The organism is Rhodohalobacter halophilus (assembly GCF_001715195.1).
Taxonomy (GTDB): Bacteria; Bacteroidota; Rhodothermia; order Balneolales; family Balneolaceae; genus Rhodohalobacter; species Rhodohalobacter halophilus.
The window spans coordinates 1-16,165 of the sequence record NZ_MDWE01000012.1 but is presented as its reverse complement, the minus strand read 5'-3'; the positions used below and the strand labels follow the sequence as shown (position 1 = coordinate 16,165).

At 46.5% G+C, this 16,165-nt stretch carries 13 protein-coding genes; 6 read left to right on the top strand and 7 right to left on the bottom strand.

Features of this window, described 5'->3' with window-relative positions:
* Nucleotides 1-57: 57 nt before the first annotated feature.
* The 3 genes from BG260_RS04340 to BG260_RS04330 all read right to left on the bottom strand — a co-directional run bounded on the left by BG260_RS04340 (nucleotide 58) and on the right by BG260_RS04330 (nucleotide 2,215).
* Nucleotides 58-600 (bottom strand): DUF2911 domain-containing protein, encoded by a 543-nt coding sequence (locus BG260_RS04340; protein ID WP_069130722.1) that lies wholly within the window; start codon nucleotides 598-600, stop codon nucleotides 58-60.
* 176 nt (nucleotides 601-776) lie between these two features.
* On the bottom strand, nucleotides 777-1,346 hold the full coding sequence (gene msrA / locus BG260_RS04335; RefSeq protein ID WP_069130721.1) for a peptide-methionine (S)-S-oxide reductase MsrA: 570 nt from the start codon (nucleotides 1,344-1,346) through the stop codon (nucleotides 777-779).
* Between the two features lie 239 nt (nucleotides 1,347-1,585).
* Complete coding sequence (locus tag BG260_RS04330; protein ID WP_083750092.1) at nucleotides 1,586-2,215, bottom strand: arylesterase; 630 nt, start codon at nucleotides 2,213-2,215, stop codon at nucleotides 1,586-1,588.
* A gap of 249 nt (nucleotides 2,216-2,464) precedes the next feature.
* Between BG260_RS04330 and BG260_RS04325 the strand changes: the two genes are divergently transcribed.
* The 4 genes from BG260_RS04325 (at nucleotide 2,465) to BG260_RS04310 (ending at nucleotide 8,308) form a co-directional block, all read left to right on the top strand.
* Nucleotides 2,465-3,199 carry an ABC transporter ATP-binding protein gene (locus BG260_RS04325; protein ID WP_069130720.1) on the top strand — a complete coding sequence of 245 codons (735 nt, stop codon included), beginning with the start codon at nucleotides 2,465-2,467 and terminating at the stop codon, nucleotides 3,197-3,199.
* Complete coding sequence (locus tag BG260_RS04320; RefSeq protein WP_069130719.1) at nucleotides 3,196-5,754, top strand: ABC transporter permease; 2,559 nt, start codon at nucleotides 3,196-3,198, stop codon at nucleotides 5,752-5,754. The genes BG260_RS04325 and BG260_RS04320 overlap by 4 nt, the downstream gene beginning before the upstream one ends.
* 231 nt (nucleotides 5,755-5,985) lie before the next feature.
* Nucleotides 5,986-6,165 carry a hypothetical protein gene (locus tag BG260_RS14015; protein ID WP_141691513.1) on the top strand — a complete coding sequence of 60 codons (180 nt, stop codon included), beginning with the start codon at nucleotides 5,986-5,988 and terminating at the stop codon, nucleotides 6,163-6,165.
* A gap of 139 nt (nucleotides 6,166-6,304) precedes the next feature.
* Nucleotides 6,305-8,308: a TonB-dependent receptor plug domain-containing protein gene (locus BG260_RS04310; protein WP_069130717.1), complete on the top strand. Its 2,004-nt coding sequence runs from the start codon at nucleotides 6,305-6,307 to the stop codon at nucleotides 8,306-8,308.
* A 271-nt stretch (nucleotides 8,309-8,579) separates the two neighbouring features.
* Here BG260_RS04310 and tnpA read toward each other — a convergent pair whose 3' ends face one another.
* Nucleotides 8,580-9,032: an IS200/IS605 family transposase gene (tnpA, locus tag BG260_RS04305; RefSeq protein WP_069130716.1), complete on the bottom strand. Its 453-nt coding sequence runs from the start codon at nucleotides 9,030-9,032 to the stop codon at nucleotides 8,580-8,582.
* Between the two features lie 424 nt (nucleotides 9,033-9,456).
* On the opposite strand from tnpA, the gene BG260_RS04300 reads away from it, so the two are divergent.
* Nucleotides 9,457-11,190 carry a DUF885 family protein gene (locus BG260_RS04300; protein ID WP_245683893.1) on the top strand — a complete coding sequence of 578 codons (1,734 nt, stop codon included), beginning with the start codon at nucleotides 9,457-9,459 and terminating at the stop codon, nucleotides 11,188-11,190.
* 358 nt (nucleotides 11,191-11,548) lie between these two features.
* On the opposite strand, the gene BG260_RS04295 is transcribed toward BG260_RS04300, so the two are convergent.
* Nucleotides 11,549-12,661 (bottom strand): NAD(P)/FAD-dependent oxidoreductase, encoded by a 1,113-nt coding sequence (locus BG260_RS04295; protein WP_069130715.1) that lies wholly within the window; start codon nucleotides 12,659-12,661, stop codon nucleotides 11,549-11,551.
* 164 nt (nucleotides 12,662-12,825) lie between these two features.
* On the opposite strand from BG260_RS04295, the gene BG260_RS04290 reads away from it, so the two are divergent.
* Nucleotides 12,826-14,103: a DUF4236 domain-containing protein gene (locus BG260_RS04290; RefSeq protein WP_069130714.1), complete on the top strand. Its 1,278-nt coding sequence runs from the start codon at nucleotides 12,826-12,828 to the stop codon at nucleotides 14,101-14,103.
* Between the two features lie 69 nt (nucleotides 14,104-14,172).
* On the opposite strand, the gene alr is transcribed toward BG260_RS04290, so the two are convergent.
* Together alr and BG260_RS04280 are read right to left on the bottom strand one after the other, a co-directional pair.
* On the bottom strand, nucleotides 14,173-15,351 hold the full coding sequence (gene alr / locus BG260_RS04285) for an alanine racemase (RefSeq protein ID WP_069130713.1): 1,179 nt from the start codon (nucleotides 15,349-15,351) through the stop codon (nucleotides 14,173-14,175).
* 90 nt (nucleotides 15,352-15,441) lie between these two features.
* On the bottom strand, nucleotides 15,442-16,165 hold a 724-nt coding region (locus BG260_RS04280; RefSeq protein WP_218089721.1), incomplete at its 5' end, for a hypothetical protein.

Genomic DNA, 16,165 nt, shown 5'->3' with positions numbered 1-16,165 from the left:
GAAACCGGACGCTCTCAGGAACCGATAATGATCGGCACGCTGACAGGTCTGTTTATTTTAGTTCATCACTTCAATTCTTACCGGTACTTTGATTTCATCCCAGTGGATGATCATGTGGCCGGAGTCTTCCGATACATTTTCAAAATAGATCATCATCTGCTCCATGAATTCTCCGGTATGAGGTTCCACAGATACACGAAGTACATCCATCGTCGGATCATATTGGGTACCCCACGAAAGCTTACTGTTAAAAATCACACTCCACTCATCCAGCCCTGGCAAGGTGTAAAGTGAATAGGTACCCGCACTCAGCGCTTCGCCTTCAATCATCACATTATCAGAAAAGGTAACCACCGTTGATTCATTCGCACCGGTTCTCCAGACTTCATCGTAGGGAACCAGCTCACCGAAAACTACCCGATCTTTCACTCCGGGTCGGCCATATGTGACTGTTACGACAGTAGTGCCAATCGTTTGAGAAACTGACGCATTGGGACTCACCCGCGGGCTGTCATTTCCGCGTTCCTGTGCAGTTGAAACTGATGCAAAAATCAAACTGAGTCCCAGAATTGCAACAAATATTATCGATTGTACTTTCATAATTGAAGGTTTTTTTATTTGAGTTAATTGAATTGAACTATATGATACCTGTTAATATGCAATGATTTTTTACGCCACAATCTTTTTTGATACCCCGGATTTCTTCTGCAAAACTCTGCGAAAAATCAGATCTGTCAGGTTTCTAATACCTGACAGGTCTTTTCATATAAATACCCTTAAATAGATTCTTGAAGCAGGTGCGGGAAATCCTTTTTAAACTTCGCCAGCTTTGGCGCAATCACTACAGAACAGTACCCGGCATTCGGGTTGTTGTTAAAATAGTTCTGATGGTAATCCTCAGCTACACTATAATTACTGAGCGGTGTAATTTCCGTCACAATCGGATCATCCCATAGGTCTGACTCATCCGTTCGTTTCATCGACTTTTGGGCAATCTTCTTCTGCTCTAGTGAGTTGTAGAAAATTGCTGATCGATACTGTGTGCCCACATCCGCACCCTGCCTGTTCAGGGTTGTCGGGTCGTGCGTGTGCCAGAACACTTCCAGCAGCTCTTCAAATGAGATTTGATTCGAATAAAAGGTGACTTTGGCTACTTCGGCATGGCCTGTGTTTCCACTCACAACCTGTTTATAGGTCGGATTTTCAACATGTCCGCCGGCGTAGCCCGACTCTACGGCTACCACACCATTTACACGTTGGTAAATTGCTTCCACACACCAAAAACATCCGGCACCGAATACAGCTGTTTCATAATTCTCATTTTGAGCTTCCGCTTGATCCGTCATAGTAAATAAAGTCGTAATTAAGATTAGAATAAGTTTCATAAAAATTAGATCTCCAAGTCAATTTCCTTCAACACAATTAACATCACACAATTAAATATCGTGCCCGCTTTCCCTGCAACGACACTGCGATTCATTTATACAAATAACGGCAATTCCAGATAAACAATTTCCGATCTGAAATTTGGCAATTGGATTCTGATGCTTGGAATTTGGTGCTTGCTGCCCGAAGCATGAAATTTTCACAAAAGATTTGCCAGGTATTCCCACAAATTCTCAGCTATTATCCTGTGCCCCTCCTCCGTCGGATGAATTCCATCTCCCTGATTGAGCTCCGGATCACCGGCAACTCCTTCCAGTATAAAAGGCATAAAGACCACATCATTCGACTCGGCAAGCTCATTGAATATCGAACGAAACTGAGATGTATACTGCTCGCCCATATTTGGCGGGGCTTCCATTCCGGTCAGAATTATTGTTGCAGAAGGGTACTTTTCAGATACCTTATCGATGATCCCCTGCAAGTTCTGTTTCGTATTTTCAGGATCTATACCTCTCAAACCATCATTACCGCCCAGTTCCAGAACAAAAATATCCACCGGCTGCTGCAACACCCAGTCAATCCTCCGAAGTCCGCCGGCCGAAGTCTCCCCGCTCAATCCGGCATTTACTACATTGTACTGCAATTCGAGTGAGTCAACCTTATTCTGAATAAATGCCGGGAAAGCCTGTTCCTGCTCCAGCCCATAACCGGCGGTGATGCTGTCCCCAAAAATCAGAATCTGCTTTTTCTGAGCATTAAGGTCTGAAGCCAGTAGAAAAAAGGCAAAATAGAGTGCAACCTGAAGTGGAGCGGTCCGTTTACATTTCATAACTAAATAAGATACTTTAAGCGGAATGTTTTTCGTATTACAACGTGTTGGTTTGATTGTTTCTTAATGAGTTCTAAAAACCTTTTAATATTAACATACTGCGGCGTCCTAACTCTCAGGATGATAACAGATCATTTTTGAATAGATTTTAAAAACTGACACTCTTTTATGATCAAACCGTGTGAATCGTCACGCCGTTCAGGATGAAACCATCACATAGAATACTTTTTCACAACTAACTGAATATCAATGAATCACAGTTCCATCCTGTCTGTAGAAAATGTAACAAAAACCTTCCAAAGCGGGGACCATAAACTCACCGTTCTGGATCACGTCTCCTTCGAGGTTGAAAAGGGGATTTCATGCGCCATTGTCGGTCCCTCGGGCAGTGGTAAAACCACACTTCTCGGGCTCTGTGCCGGACTCGATCGTCCCTCCTCGGGACACGTAATCCTGAACGGTCAGCCAATTTCCGACATGAAGGAAGATCAGCTGAACAGTGTTCGAAACGAACAGATAGGTTTTGTATTTCAATCCTTTCAGCTTATTTCTACTCTTACAGCACTTGAAAATGTGATGGTGCCTGTGGAGCTGCGCGGCGTTCCCTATCGAGAGGTTGAAAGCCAGGCCCGGGAATTGCTTGAGCAGGTAGGATTGGGCGACCGTCTCCATCACTACCCCAATCAGCTATCCGGAGGTGAACAGCAGCGAGTTGGCCTGGCCCGGGCATTCATCCATAAACCGGAAATTCTTTTTGCCGATGAACCCACCGGAAATCTCGACAGCGAGACCGGCGAACAGATAGAAGATCTGCTCTTTGAGCTGAATCGAAAACAGGGAACCACACTGGTTATTGTTACGCACGACCGCGACCTGGCTGAGAAGTGTGATCGTATTATTGAGCTGAAGAACGGAGAAATTTATCGCGACACATACACCTCTGAACCTGAAACTGTAAGCGTTGAGGCCGGCACATCAGAATGAAATTGATTCGCGAGTTATTCAATCCCTTTAGCTGGAAGCTGGCCTTTCGAGATGCGCGTCCTCAGTGGAAAAGCCTGCTACTATATACATCAGCGGTCATTGCCGGTGTTGCCGCACTGGTTGCCATTCTATCTTTTCGAAATGACGTGTTGCTCACAGTTGATGATCAGTCGCGAGAACTTTTGGGTGCCGACCTCGAAGTACGGATGGATCAGCCCTATCCGGAAGAAATTCAATCTTTTTTCGACACGCTGGATGCAAACAGAGCAGATGCTGTGGAGTTTAACTCTATGGTAATTTTCACGGATGAGGGGCAAAACCGGCTCTCCCAGATACGGGCAATTTCCGGTCCCTACCCGATGTATGGCCAGATTGAGACCCTTCCTGCAAACGCCTCACAAAACTACCAGAGAGATGGCACCGCACTGGTGGAGCAGTCTGCAATGGAGCAGTTCAACCTTCAGCCCGGCGATACCATTCAGGTTGGCAACATTCGAGTTCCTATATCGGGAGAGCTCATCTCTGTACCCGGAGAAGCCGCAGCATTCTCGTTGATCGGGCCAAGAATTTACCTGTCGCGGGATCTACTCGAGGGGTCCGGTCTGCTGGACCGCGGAAGCCGCGTCACCTATAAATCCTATTTTCAATTTGAAAACCCTGAGTTGATCGCTTCAGCCGTTGAGGGGGTACGCTCATTCCGGGGCGACCATCGCATTCGGTACGACACCGTTGAAACACGCAAAGAAGATTTTGATGAGATCGTCTCAAATTTAAGCCGCTTTTTGGGCTTGATCGCCTTTGTGGCGCTTCTGCTTGGCGGACTCGGTGTATCCAGTGCCGTACATGTTTACCTGAAACGTAAAACATCCATGGTCGCAACCCTGCGCTGTATCGGGATGAAGGCAGAACAAATTCTCGCATCCGTAGCCATACAAATTTCCATGATGGGACTTGCCGGAGCCGCTATTGGAACAGGTATCGGGTTGATTTTACAGTTCTACCTGCCCACCCTCTTTACCGACCTGCTACCGTTTGAAATTGTTCAGGCTGTTTCGGTTCAAGCAATTGCCATGGGACTTTTTACTGGGATTTTAATAAGCGTGGTGTTTTCACTTCTGCCGCTTGCCGGTGTCAGCACTGTCTCCCCAATGCTTACGCTTCGGAATGCTGATTTCTCTCCCATCCGGTCCCTCTCAAAAAAAGTGAAAAGCGTGACAGTTGGCGCTACCCTGCTTATACTCATTTTGATTATAGGGCTTCTCACCGAAAGTTTTACTGTGGCAGCCGTTTTCACTCTCAGTATGATCGCTTTTGTCTTGCTTTTACGAGTTACTGCATCATTTTTGATGGCCGGAATTAAAGGGTTTCGGCTGAAATCATTTACCTACGTCTGGAGACAGGGAGCAGCCAACTTGTTTCGCCCAAACAATCAGACCTCCATGTTGATGACCACGCTCGGAATGGGGATGCTGCTGATTGGAACGCTCTATCTGTCGCAAGATGCCATTTTGCAGCGGATCAACCTGCAGTTTTCCGATGATATGCCAAACCTTGTGCTCTATGATATTCAAACCGATCAGAATGAGGATATCCTGAATATTGCGGAGGAGAACGGAGGCAGGATTCTGCAGAATGTTCCTATCGTTTCGATGAGGCTGGCAAAGTGGAATGGAATGACACCCACTGAAGTACGAGAGGACTCCACGATTAACGTTCGCGGCTGGGCTCTGGGCAGAGAGTACAGAGTCACCTATCGGAGTGAGCTGCGCGAATCTGAGACGATCACCGAAGGAGAGTGGGTTTCTGAAGCTGCTGGAATCAACTCAGTGGTTCCCATCTCCATCGCTACAAATATTGAGGATGATCTGAATGTAACCGTTGGCGATTCTCTCACTTTTAACGTGCAGGGTGTTCAGGTTGCGACTCGAATTGCCAGTATTCGGGAGGTCGACTTCACCCGTCCGGAACCAAACTTTTTCGTGGTTTTTCCGGCCGGAGTACTTGAAAATGCCCCTCAATTTTTTGCGACTGTAATTCAGACCGATGATGATCGGCAAACCACGGCTATACAGCAGCAGGTTGTCCGGCAGCACCCGAACATTTCAGCCATAGATATTGGGGTGGCACTGCAGAGTGTGCAGGAGTTTCTCGATAAAATTGCCATGGCCGTACAATTTATGGCACTCTTCAGCATTTTGACTGGATTTATCGTTCTGGGCGGCTCTATTGCCATCAGTCGAAAACAGAGAACGAGAGAAGCTGTTCTGCTGCGTACACTGGGAGCAGATAAAGCTCAGATTTCCGGAATTCAAACCATTGAGTATGCACTGCTTGGACTGCTTGCAGGATTAACAGGACTGCTGCTCGCACTCATCGCAAGCTGGGGTCTCGCGTGGTTCTACTTTGATCTGGCATTCAGACCGGATCTCTTTGTCCTCTCCATAATTACGGGAGCGGTCGTACTGTCGGCCATCGTTATTGGATGGAGCGGCAGCCGCCACATTTTCAAACACTCGCCCATTGAGGTTCTGAGACTGGAAGGCGAAGCGACATGAAATAACGATTGAGTCTTTTGAAATAAGTTAGATTTAAGGATCATATACAAAATTTATTACACCACTAGATGGAAACTATTCTATCTCGCAGATTTGCGCAGAACATCTGCGAGAAATTAAAAAGTAAAGCCACTTCGACTTCTCGACGATGCTCGTAGTGACGTTAAAATGTTTATTTACGATCAAATTCCATTCTCTTATTGAAGACTTAATTCAAAATGAATTTAACTAATGACTATAAACCAAAAAGTGTGGCTGATTTCCTTCATCATTGTATTGGCCTGCATACTGGCTGCACTTCTTATCTACATATACACCGGTCAAGTTGTTCTGGCTCTTTTTATTGCGCCTCCCATCATACATTGGATTCTGAAAAAAAGGCAAAACAAAGGAAAAGATCACTTTACGTAATACCGCAAAAAAAAGATCATCGACCGGAAAAATATAAAAGCCAGGTCTGTCTGAATTTCTTTTTGCACTCCTGATTCCTCCGCTTATATTTGCGCACATTCAAGAAAATCTTTTAGTGTTCAAAAACAGCTCTGTTCCTATGAAAGTTATTCTTCGTACCGTAATGACTCTTTTACTGCTTCCTATATTTATTCAGACGGCTTCTGCCCAGCTCACCGCCGAACTCGATTCCATCTCCGTAACCTCTTCCCGAATCACCTCAACCATTTCCGAAAGCGGCAAAAGTGTGGCCGTCATCATTCAGAAGCAGATTGAGGCCATGCCTGTTACTTCTGTGGATGATCTGCTCAAATCCATTCCCGGAATCAACGTCAATGCACGGCAGGGTTTTGGCGTACAGTCCGATGTGGGTATGAGAGGCAGTACCTTCTCCCAGGTTCTCTTTATGCTCGATAATGTGCCGCTGAACGATCCGCTAACGGCTCATTTCAATACCAATATACCGGTTTCGCTGGGTGAAATCGGCCAGATAGAAATCATCCGTGGTCCTTCCAGCGCTTCCTTCGGAGCCGATGCCGTTGGAGGTGTGGTTCATATTAAAACAAAAATGTACATGCAGCGAGAGATCGACAAACCTGACGGGCTCCTCTCCTACGCCGATGCCGATATCGCTTATGGGGAGAACAATCTCCGCATGGGCGATCTCTCCTTTGAACTTCAGCAGGATCGGTGGAGACTCAGCACCTCAATCCGAGGAGTCTTTTCTGACGGTGAACGCCTTCCAAATCCCGGTTTTGAAGCGGGTGTTTCCGATCAAACTCACTACGAAAACTACTTTGAACTGGCCAATTTCAGCACCTCTCTCTCCTACCGGATGAACGATCACTGGTCGTGGTACGTGCGTGGCGGCGCGGATGAGCGGGATTTCAGTGCGCGCTACTTCTACACAAGAAGTGAGTTTGATGAGTCCGTAGAGCAGATCTCCAGCCGGTGGGCGCTCGGTGCCATCACACGAGACACAGGTCAGAACAGAACGGAGTTTAATATCTCCTATCGAAATGTGGAGGATATTTTCGACTTTAATTCAAGGATTGGATCTCCGGTAAATGAGCACATCACAGATCAGTTTTTTGTAAATCTCTCACACGAAATCTCTCTTGGAGACCTCGGCAGATCATCCCTTTCGAACAGCCGGTTGATGGTCGGAGCTCAGATGCTGGATAAACAGATTGAAAGCACAGACCGTGGGAATCATCAAGACCGAATGGGTGGTATCTACCTGATCGGTTCTGCCGGGTGGAGCAGCGGATTCAGCTTGACCGCCAGCACACGTCTGCAGTTCGATACCCAGAATGATCCTGAATTTCTGCCTCAGCTCAGCATGGCATACAACCGAGGAGAGATCACCCTGCGCAGCTCCATGGGACGAGCCATCCGAGTGGGTGACTTCACCGAGCGCTTTATCTCCTCACAGATTGAAGATCTTGCACCGCTGCGAAACATCGGAAATCCCGACCTTCTTCCCGAACGCTCCTGGACCTTTGACATCGGCATGGACTGGAGACCTACAAACCGCACACTCATCTCCCCAACCCTTTTCTACCGAACCTCATCGGACCTGATCGACTATGCACTGACGAATTCTTCTGACATAACCAATGCGGATAACCTGCAGCCGGACGAGAACTATTTCTATACGCTGAACATCGCATCCAGCAACACCGCCGGTGTGGAGTTTCTGGCATCCCACCGCTTTGATGTCGGATCACAAAAAACGGTTCGTACCGATGCCGGATACACCTGGATTCGCACTTCGGGAAATGAGAACGAGATTTCAAAATACATTGCCAATCACCCAAAGCATCAGTTCTCATTCACCATTGATACCAGTTTGAGCAGGTTCCGAATCACATCCGAATCTTCTTACAGAGTGCGCAATGCAGAGTCGGCCGACCTGATTGCCGGAGATGTACCCGACGGATATTTCCTCACCAACCTGAAGCTTCAGTATACATTCTCCGGCTGGCCACTGGCCGCCTATGTCCAGGGATTAAACCTGACCGACACCCGGTACCAGGAAATTCTCGGAGCCCCCATGCCCGGACGGTGGCTGATGGGTGGCCTGAAAGTGCGGATTCGGTAAATTTAATTATGCTTCTTAGTTACCACGATTGAAGATCTAAAAAATATCTCCCTTTTTTTAAGGAGAGGATATAGGGGTGGTTCAGATTCGTAATGAATTCGACCATCAGTTCGATCTTGTCGAGAACTTTTTAATCTTTAAGCGATCCAGTCTGTGAAAACTCTGTTCCAAAGGAGCGCCGGTCAACAACATCGTGTAGCGCACGATGATACAATGTCAACCCATCAGAGCTGCCCCAACGCGGGCAGCGATCCGAGAATGAATTGGCAGGTTAATCCCATACATATCGTTCATCAAAGTCGACTCCATACTTCACTAAAAATTTTCTATACTCGTCTTTAAAACTCATATTATGATGATGTTCATGCTGATTTTGAATGTAATCGATAACGGAGTTTACTCCTTTCGGAGAGACTGAGAAAATTCCATATCCATCCTGCCAGTAAAAATTTGCGTATCGATCATCCATCGTTTTTATCCATTTGGAAGAGCCCTGTTTTATTTCCTGAAGAAGTTTCATTTGAGTAATCTTTCTTGACAAGAGACATAAAATGTGAACATGGTTTTTATATCCACCAATTTGTACGGGGTTACATTCCAGATCTTTACATATCCCTCCGATATAATTATATAAATCGCTTTCTATCTTGTCATCAATCAGGTTTTTTCTGTGTTTTGTGCTGATTATGATATGCGTATATACTTTCGAGAGGGACTGAGGCATTGTAATGTTTTGTATGGATTAAGCCCCTTCAGGGCTATATAGATCTATTGCCGTAGTATCCGGCATAGCGCGTTGCACTATGTTATTGACTTTGCCCCTTTGGGGCAAACACACAGTATGTAGGATTAAAAAATTTAGATAGCCAACCGATCTGACTGATCGAAAGCCCAAACAGTTGCAGGACAAAGAGATCAAACTCAAATCTCATAACCCGACTGTTCGAGCTTGTAGAGAACTTTTGAATCCTTGAGCCATTCAGCCTAAGCAAACTTAGCTCCGAAGGAGCGCCGGTCAACAACATCGTGCAGCGCACGATGAAGATCTATCAATCTGTATGATCGAAAGCCCCAAAGGGGACGACAGTCAAATACTCTGAAAATTACAGCTCACAAATTGCAGAAATCAAAAATAATTGGTTTCATGGATGAAACTTGAAAACACCTTTCACTCAATGCGATCCATATTAAAATATCTGTTTCTATTCCTCTTTGTCTCTACAGCAACCTCACTGTCTGCCCAGCCTGTCACCGATCTGATCACCCACTACCAGGCCGATCGCGGTGCTCTAAACCGGCTCTACTCCGTTCAGCCATCAGATGAGTATTTTGACCGTTTTGAAAAGTTTTATGAAACTCAGCTTCAACGATTAGGGGAGATCTCTTTTGATGACCTCTCTCATTCCGAACAGGTGGATTACCTGCTGTTTCAGAACAGTTTGGACCGGTCTCTCTACTTCTTACAGGAAGAGCGCAAGCAGTATAATCGAATTGCATCATACGTACCTGCTCCAGAGGAAATCATGGAGTTTATTAAGCTGCGCCGAAGAGGTCACTCCATTGAAGGGCAAAAAGTAGCCGAATGGATGAACAGCTGGCATCATGAAATTGAAAGAAAAATGAATCAACTAGAAGAAGCTGATCATCTCTCCAAGCGGGATGCGGCCTATTTGTCGGATGCTATTGAGGAACTGAAAGATGCTATAGAAGAGGTCTACGATTTTTACTACGGCTATTCTCCCGATTTCAACTGGTGGGTGGAATCGCCGTTTGAAATACTCAAAGAATCGTTTGAGTCTTATGCTGAATTAGCTAAAAACCATTACGATCAGGATAAAGAAGTTGTGGATGAAAGCGGAATTACCGGCAATCCCATCGGAGAAAATGAGATCAACCGCCGGCTGGCTTTTGAGATGATCTCCTACTCGCCGCAGGAGTTGATAGACATCGCAAACGAGCAGTATGACTGGACCTTACGTGAAATGCTGAAAGCCTCCAATGAACTCGGCTTTGGCGATGACTGGAAAGCTGCACTCGAACAGGTTAAAACCACCTACCTCCCGGCAGGAGAACAGCCCAAACTTGTGCAGGACCTGGCCGATGAAGCCGTTACGTTTCTCGAATCCCGGAACCTGGTAACCATCCCCGATATGGCAAAAGAGACCTGGAGGATGATGATGTTGAGCCCGGAATGGCAGCGTATCGCTCCATTCTTTCTGGGCGGGGAGACAGTCCGAATTGCCTATCCGACCCATACCATGACTCACGAAGAGAAGATGATGAGCATGCGGGGCAACAACCCTCATTTCTCCAAAGCGGTCGTTCACCACGAATTGATTCCGGGCCACCACCTGCAGCAGTTTATGAATCAGAGATATGAAACACAGCGCCGGATGTTCAGAACCCCGTTCTGGACCGAAGGGTGGGCGCTCTACTGGGAATTTGTGTTGTGGGAAAAAGAATTTGCCAACAATCCCGAAGACCGAATCGGGATGCTCTATTGGAGAATGCACCGAGCCGCGCGTATTGTCTTTTCACTGAACTACCACCTCGGGAACTGGACACCCCAGCAGTCCATCGATTATTTAGTGGATAAGGTGGGACACGAATACGCCAATGCCGAGGCGGAAGTCCGGCGATCTTTTGAAGGTAATTACGGGCCGCTCTATCAGATCGCTTACATGGTTGGGGCCATGCAGTTCTACTCGCTTAGAATGGAACTGGTTGAATCCGGACAGATGAACGAAAAAGAGTTTCACGATGCGATACTGCAAAATAACAGCATTCCGGTTGCGATGGTCAAGGCTATATTAACTGAACAGGAGCTCAATCCCGACTTCGAATCCGATTGGAAATTCGGCGATTACATCGAAGGGATGTGATTCACCGCAGTGGCGCTGGGAATCGCAGTAGAAAACTTGTAAAATCCCCTCCTTATGAAGGAGGGGCTAGGCTAGCCTTCCGAAGTCTCGTACGGAGGACAGGGGTGGTTGGATCTCAATTTTTTCCTTCAATATAGATTGAAAAATGAACCTGACCTGTTCGAACCACCCCTTATTCCCCTCCTTGGGAAGGAGGGGATTTCTTATCAAATTCAACAACAATATTACAAACTCATGTTATGTTCTAAATTATTACAGATTATTATAAGAATGATACTTAACGACAGATTCGAAATCCACCATCACCAAGTAAAAAAACACTCAGCGCTCCCAGCGCCTCCGCGGTGAATCCACTCTCCTAAATCTTTCCTTTCTTACGCAATCGGCGATAAATTCTTTCCGTATCCAGCTCATCAGGTATTTCCAAACCTGATATAAGATGATCCGCCAGAATGGACGCCATATACTCCGAATAGATCAACCCTTTGGACCCCATGGCCGAAAAGATGCATAACTGCGGATTATTCCGGTGTCTTCCCAGAACCGGCAGATGATTGGGCGCCGTTGCTCGAACTCCGGCCAGCTGTCCGGTCTTTTTCACCTTTTTGCTGATCTCCGGCAGAATCTTCTCCAGCTTGCCAAACAGCCGGTTATGTGCTTCATCCGTGATCTCCACGTCATCAAAATGGTGCTCGTAGGTTGAACCGACAATCAGTTCATTCGGTTTTCGCCGCAGAATATATCCCAGCGCTGAGAGTCCGTGCATCCACGGCAATTCTTGCTCCGTTTCAAAAATGGCTACCTGGCCTTTCACACGCTGTATCCCAAGCTCGGCCCAGTCTTCAAAACCGGGAGTATCATGTCCGGCGCACACAATCACATGCTCTGCTGTTGCGGTCTTCCCCTTTTTGTCGGTAAGAACAAAATCCGACTCGCGAAATTCATACATCGTTTTCAAACCGCTAAACGTTACACCGCCATTCGTCAATACTTTTCGGAAGGTGTTCAGATAGTTGTCCACAAAAACCGTGAGTCCCGGTTTGATGAAGTAACCGCCATAGTTTTCAGCAATTCCGGGATTGATCTCCTCTATCTGATCCGGTTCAAGCCACTCTACCCACCCCTCAGGCCACGGCTGTTTTTCTAGTGATTGTTTAAAATTCTCGGCCAGCTCCTCGGTAATGGCAGGACGCAAAACACCGGTCGCGTTAAACAGATCATCCCTGCCCGACTTCTCTGCAAGGTTCTCAATATTTGCTCGGAATGCATTCAGGCACTTCTCACTCTCCCATACCAGGTTTCCTTTTCGTCCCGCCGATGGGTTGACCATTGCGGCCGGTGGTCCGGGAGCTTCGGGGTCAGCCCGAAACGGGTCGATCAGCAAAACTTTTTTTCCTCTTTGATGAAGTTGATTCGCCAACGACAAACCGGAAATGCCGGCACCGAAAATGGCTGCGTAGTAATCTGACATATATCTCTATTTAATAGATTTAGCTGAGCAAACTTTATTCATTCCACCTTTAACTTACGAGGCAATGAATTCTCAGACAAACTGAAACAAATGAACATAAACCGTGTAGTTCTAAACTAAAAACAAGGTTGTAATACATTTAAAACTTTCAGAGTTTTGGCGCCATGGGATTTTTTATAAGAAAAGCATTTAAAGCGGGACCTCTACGGATTAACCTTTCAAAGGGCGGCGTTGGTGTTTCGGGCGGAGTTACCGGAGCAAGAATCGGCCTGAACAGAAACGGAGCCTATGTTTATGGCGGACGGCACGGACTCTACTACCGGGAGAAGTTTGGGCAAAAGAGACGGAAGGATATTCCCGATGCTATCAAACCGAACGGCCGACGGGCACAAATTAACCCGAACGGGCCGACCGATCTTTTTGTAGATACCGGCTCGACTTTTTCCTCACCATACGATCTGATTGAACCGCATCCGTGGCCGGAGCTTGCCGAGAGCATACCTCTCTACAAAAGTCCTCTCATCTGGAGTCTTGCAGCAATCTTTCTTGCCGCAGCACTTTTGATGGGTGAACAGACCGTATGGATCATCTCAGCAGTTGGACTCCTCATTATTTTACTCACCGTTTTGCGGGATTACCGATGGCGCAGGAAAGGTCATCAGATGGTGGAGTCTCTCACCAAAAAGTTTGAAGAAAATCCATCTCAGGTCGACCTGGACCCCATGTTACGATTTGAGGAGAAAGCGCCGCGTAAATATAATGAGCGCTTTATGCCCGATCTTTTTACCGTAATTTTGCAGATTGCCATGGAAAAACGGGAAGATGAATACATATTTGCCTATAACAAACTGGAGAAACAGCTTCCGGTAAATGACAGTTTTATCATGGAAACCAAACAGGCCATTCTCTCCCGGCATCTGGAGGCCGCTCTCGATGATCATCTGCTCAGTGAAGAAGAAGAGAATGAAATCAGGGAGCTGATCAAAAAGCTGGATCTCCCGGATCAGTTTATTTTTGAAGAGCTCCAGTATCTGGACTTGGCCTCCTCAGTGAGGAAGGAGATGGAGCGTCCGCTTCATGAAGAGGAATCACCTGTCCCTTTGGTGCAGGGTGAGATCTGTTATGCAGATTTTGATGATGTTCGACTGCTTGAAGAGCGGGTTCAGGACCGGTTTCAGAAGAATCGTGTAAAGTACCGGAAGCTTGGCTATGAAATTCAGATCGATGGAAAACTCGTCATCACCGATCGGCGAATGATTATATATGGGTCCGGTTCGAGAGAATATCGATTAAATAAAGTGCTGGATGTCATCACTGACCTGGAATCCAATACGATTGAGATCACCATCTCAGGCCGGAAAAACCCCATTTTCCTCACTTCAAAATATCCGATGATCATTGCGGCAAGGCTGGAAAAAATTATTGAGAAGAAAGTGAAGTAGTTTGATTGAAGGTTGGGCCAGACCCGTCAGGTTTCAGAAACCTGACGGGTCTTCTATTTGTACATCCCCTCACGCGACCACCAATCTAGGAATTGAAGCCGGCAGACGGGTTAAAATTTCATAGTTCAGGTTATTGGTCATCTCCCCAAAAGAGGCCACAGTGATCTCATCATCTCCCTGATGACCGATCAACACCACTTCATCCCCCTTTTGTACTCCGGGAATATCTGTAACATCAACGGTGATCATGTTCATGTTTACCAGACCGGAAACCTGCGCCCTCTCTCCATTGATCAGAACGTGTCCCGCATTCGTCAGGTTTCGACCAAAACCGTGCGTGTATCCAATCGGAACCGTAGCAATTTGCATATCTCGTCCGGCCATATAGACATTCCCGTAACCGATAAAATCTCCGGCAGCCACCCATTTAGTGCTCATCACTTCACTTTTCCAGGTCATTACCCGTCGCAAAGGATCAACATCCTCTTGAAAACGGTTCGCTTTTGCCTGATGCATGTAGGTCTCACGACTGGGCCAAAATCCATATTGTGCGATTCCCACACGAACCATATCGTAATGGGTTTCGGGCATTGTCAGAAATGCTGCGGAGCTAGCGGCGTGACGGGCAGGCAGCGGATCAAAATAGGCTGAAGCAAGCTCCAGCGCCTCCTGAAAACGCTTATTCTGATTTTGAATCCTAAAATAGTTCGCCACACTTTCAGCGCCGGCAAAATGTGTGCAAATCCCCTTCACATCTATCCATTCACTTTCCGATGTCTGCTTAAAGAGCTCCTTCCACTCCCTCATTTCAAATCCGGTTCGGTGCATACCGGTCTCAAGCTGAAGATGCACAGATGCCCTCTTTTGATTCTTCTTTGCGAACTTTTCAGCCGCTTTCAGCCGGCTCATTTCAAACAGATAGAATTCAATTCCGTTCTGAATTGCCCAGTCAAGTTCAGAATCACGAATCATCCCCATAATCATCACATCTGTATCAGGATCAGATCTGAACTTCAAAACTCCCTCCGCCTCATCGGCACTAAAGACCGAAAAATGGTTAATCCCGCACGATTCTGCCATCGGAATAAACGAGGAGATCCCGTGGCCGTAAGCATTCCCCTTTATTACAGATGAGATCCGGACCCCATCACCCGCTTTTTGTTTCAAAAAAGAGAAGTTCCCTTCTAAGGCAAACCGGCTCAGTTCAATGGCTGATGGCTGTAGAGAATCACGAAGTTTTTGTTGCATTCTTTTCTTTAAACAAGTTTCCTTTTCTTCTATCTGATGGCGAACAGTTTTGGGATCGCTGCTCAAACTCTGAGCTGACCGGTAACTACTCTATTCTGCCAGTGAGTTATAGTATTTCACCAGGCGCGCCACATCCCTCACGTCCGAAAAGTCAAGAGAGTGCTGATTGGCAAATGTTTCAAGCTCATCTTCAAACCGGTCAAAATTCCTCATAATTCGTCTTTCATTCGGCCTTCGGATTCTGTTAAAATCATCATCATCTACCTTCAGATAGAAAACAGCGCTCGTCACATACCGATCCTCCTGTGTGGCCTGTCCGTATGTGGAAGCATCTTCAAAGAAATTTGTGTAGTGGCGGACAATAAATGTCGCTTCTCCCTCAGCAGCAACTTCAACAAAATCATCCTCAGAAATACCGCGCGCTTCGTACCCCTTCGAAAATTTATACTCATTCTCTCCGTCAGAAAATGTAAAAGAGTCGATGTTATCGCCCTCCACGTTAAAGGCCAGGTTTCCACTCATAAAGTCCACACTCTGAGTATGCGTGTTGTAGCGAATCTGAAGAGGCCGGGTACTGAATCCATTTTTTAAATGCACCACACCTTCAAAAAAATCCTCAAAATAGTACGGTGAACCCTCCGTGTTGGTAGCCCGGTGAAGCGGGATCTGATTGGAGTTAAGCATACTCCTCATTTCACTGGAAGAGATATTCGCTTCGTTCTGAACCTGAGAGATCGCCTGTTCAACATGAACGATTGTGAACAACAGCAGGATGAATAACGTGGATATAAGTGTCTTCATAGGTATTTGATAT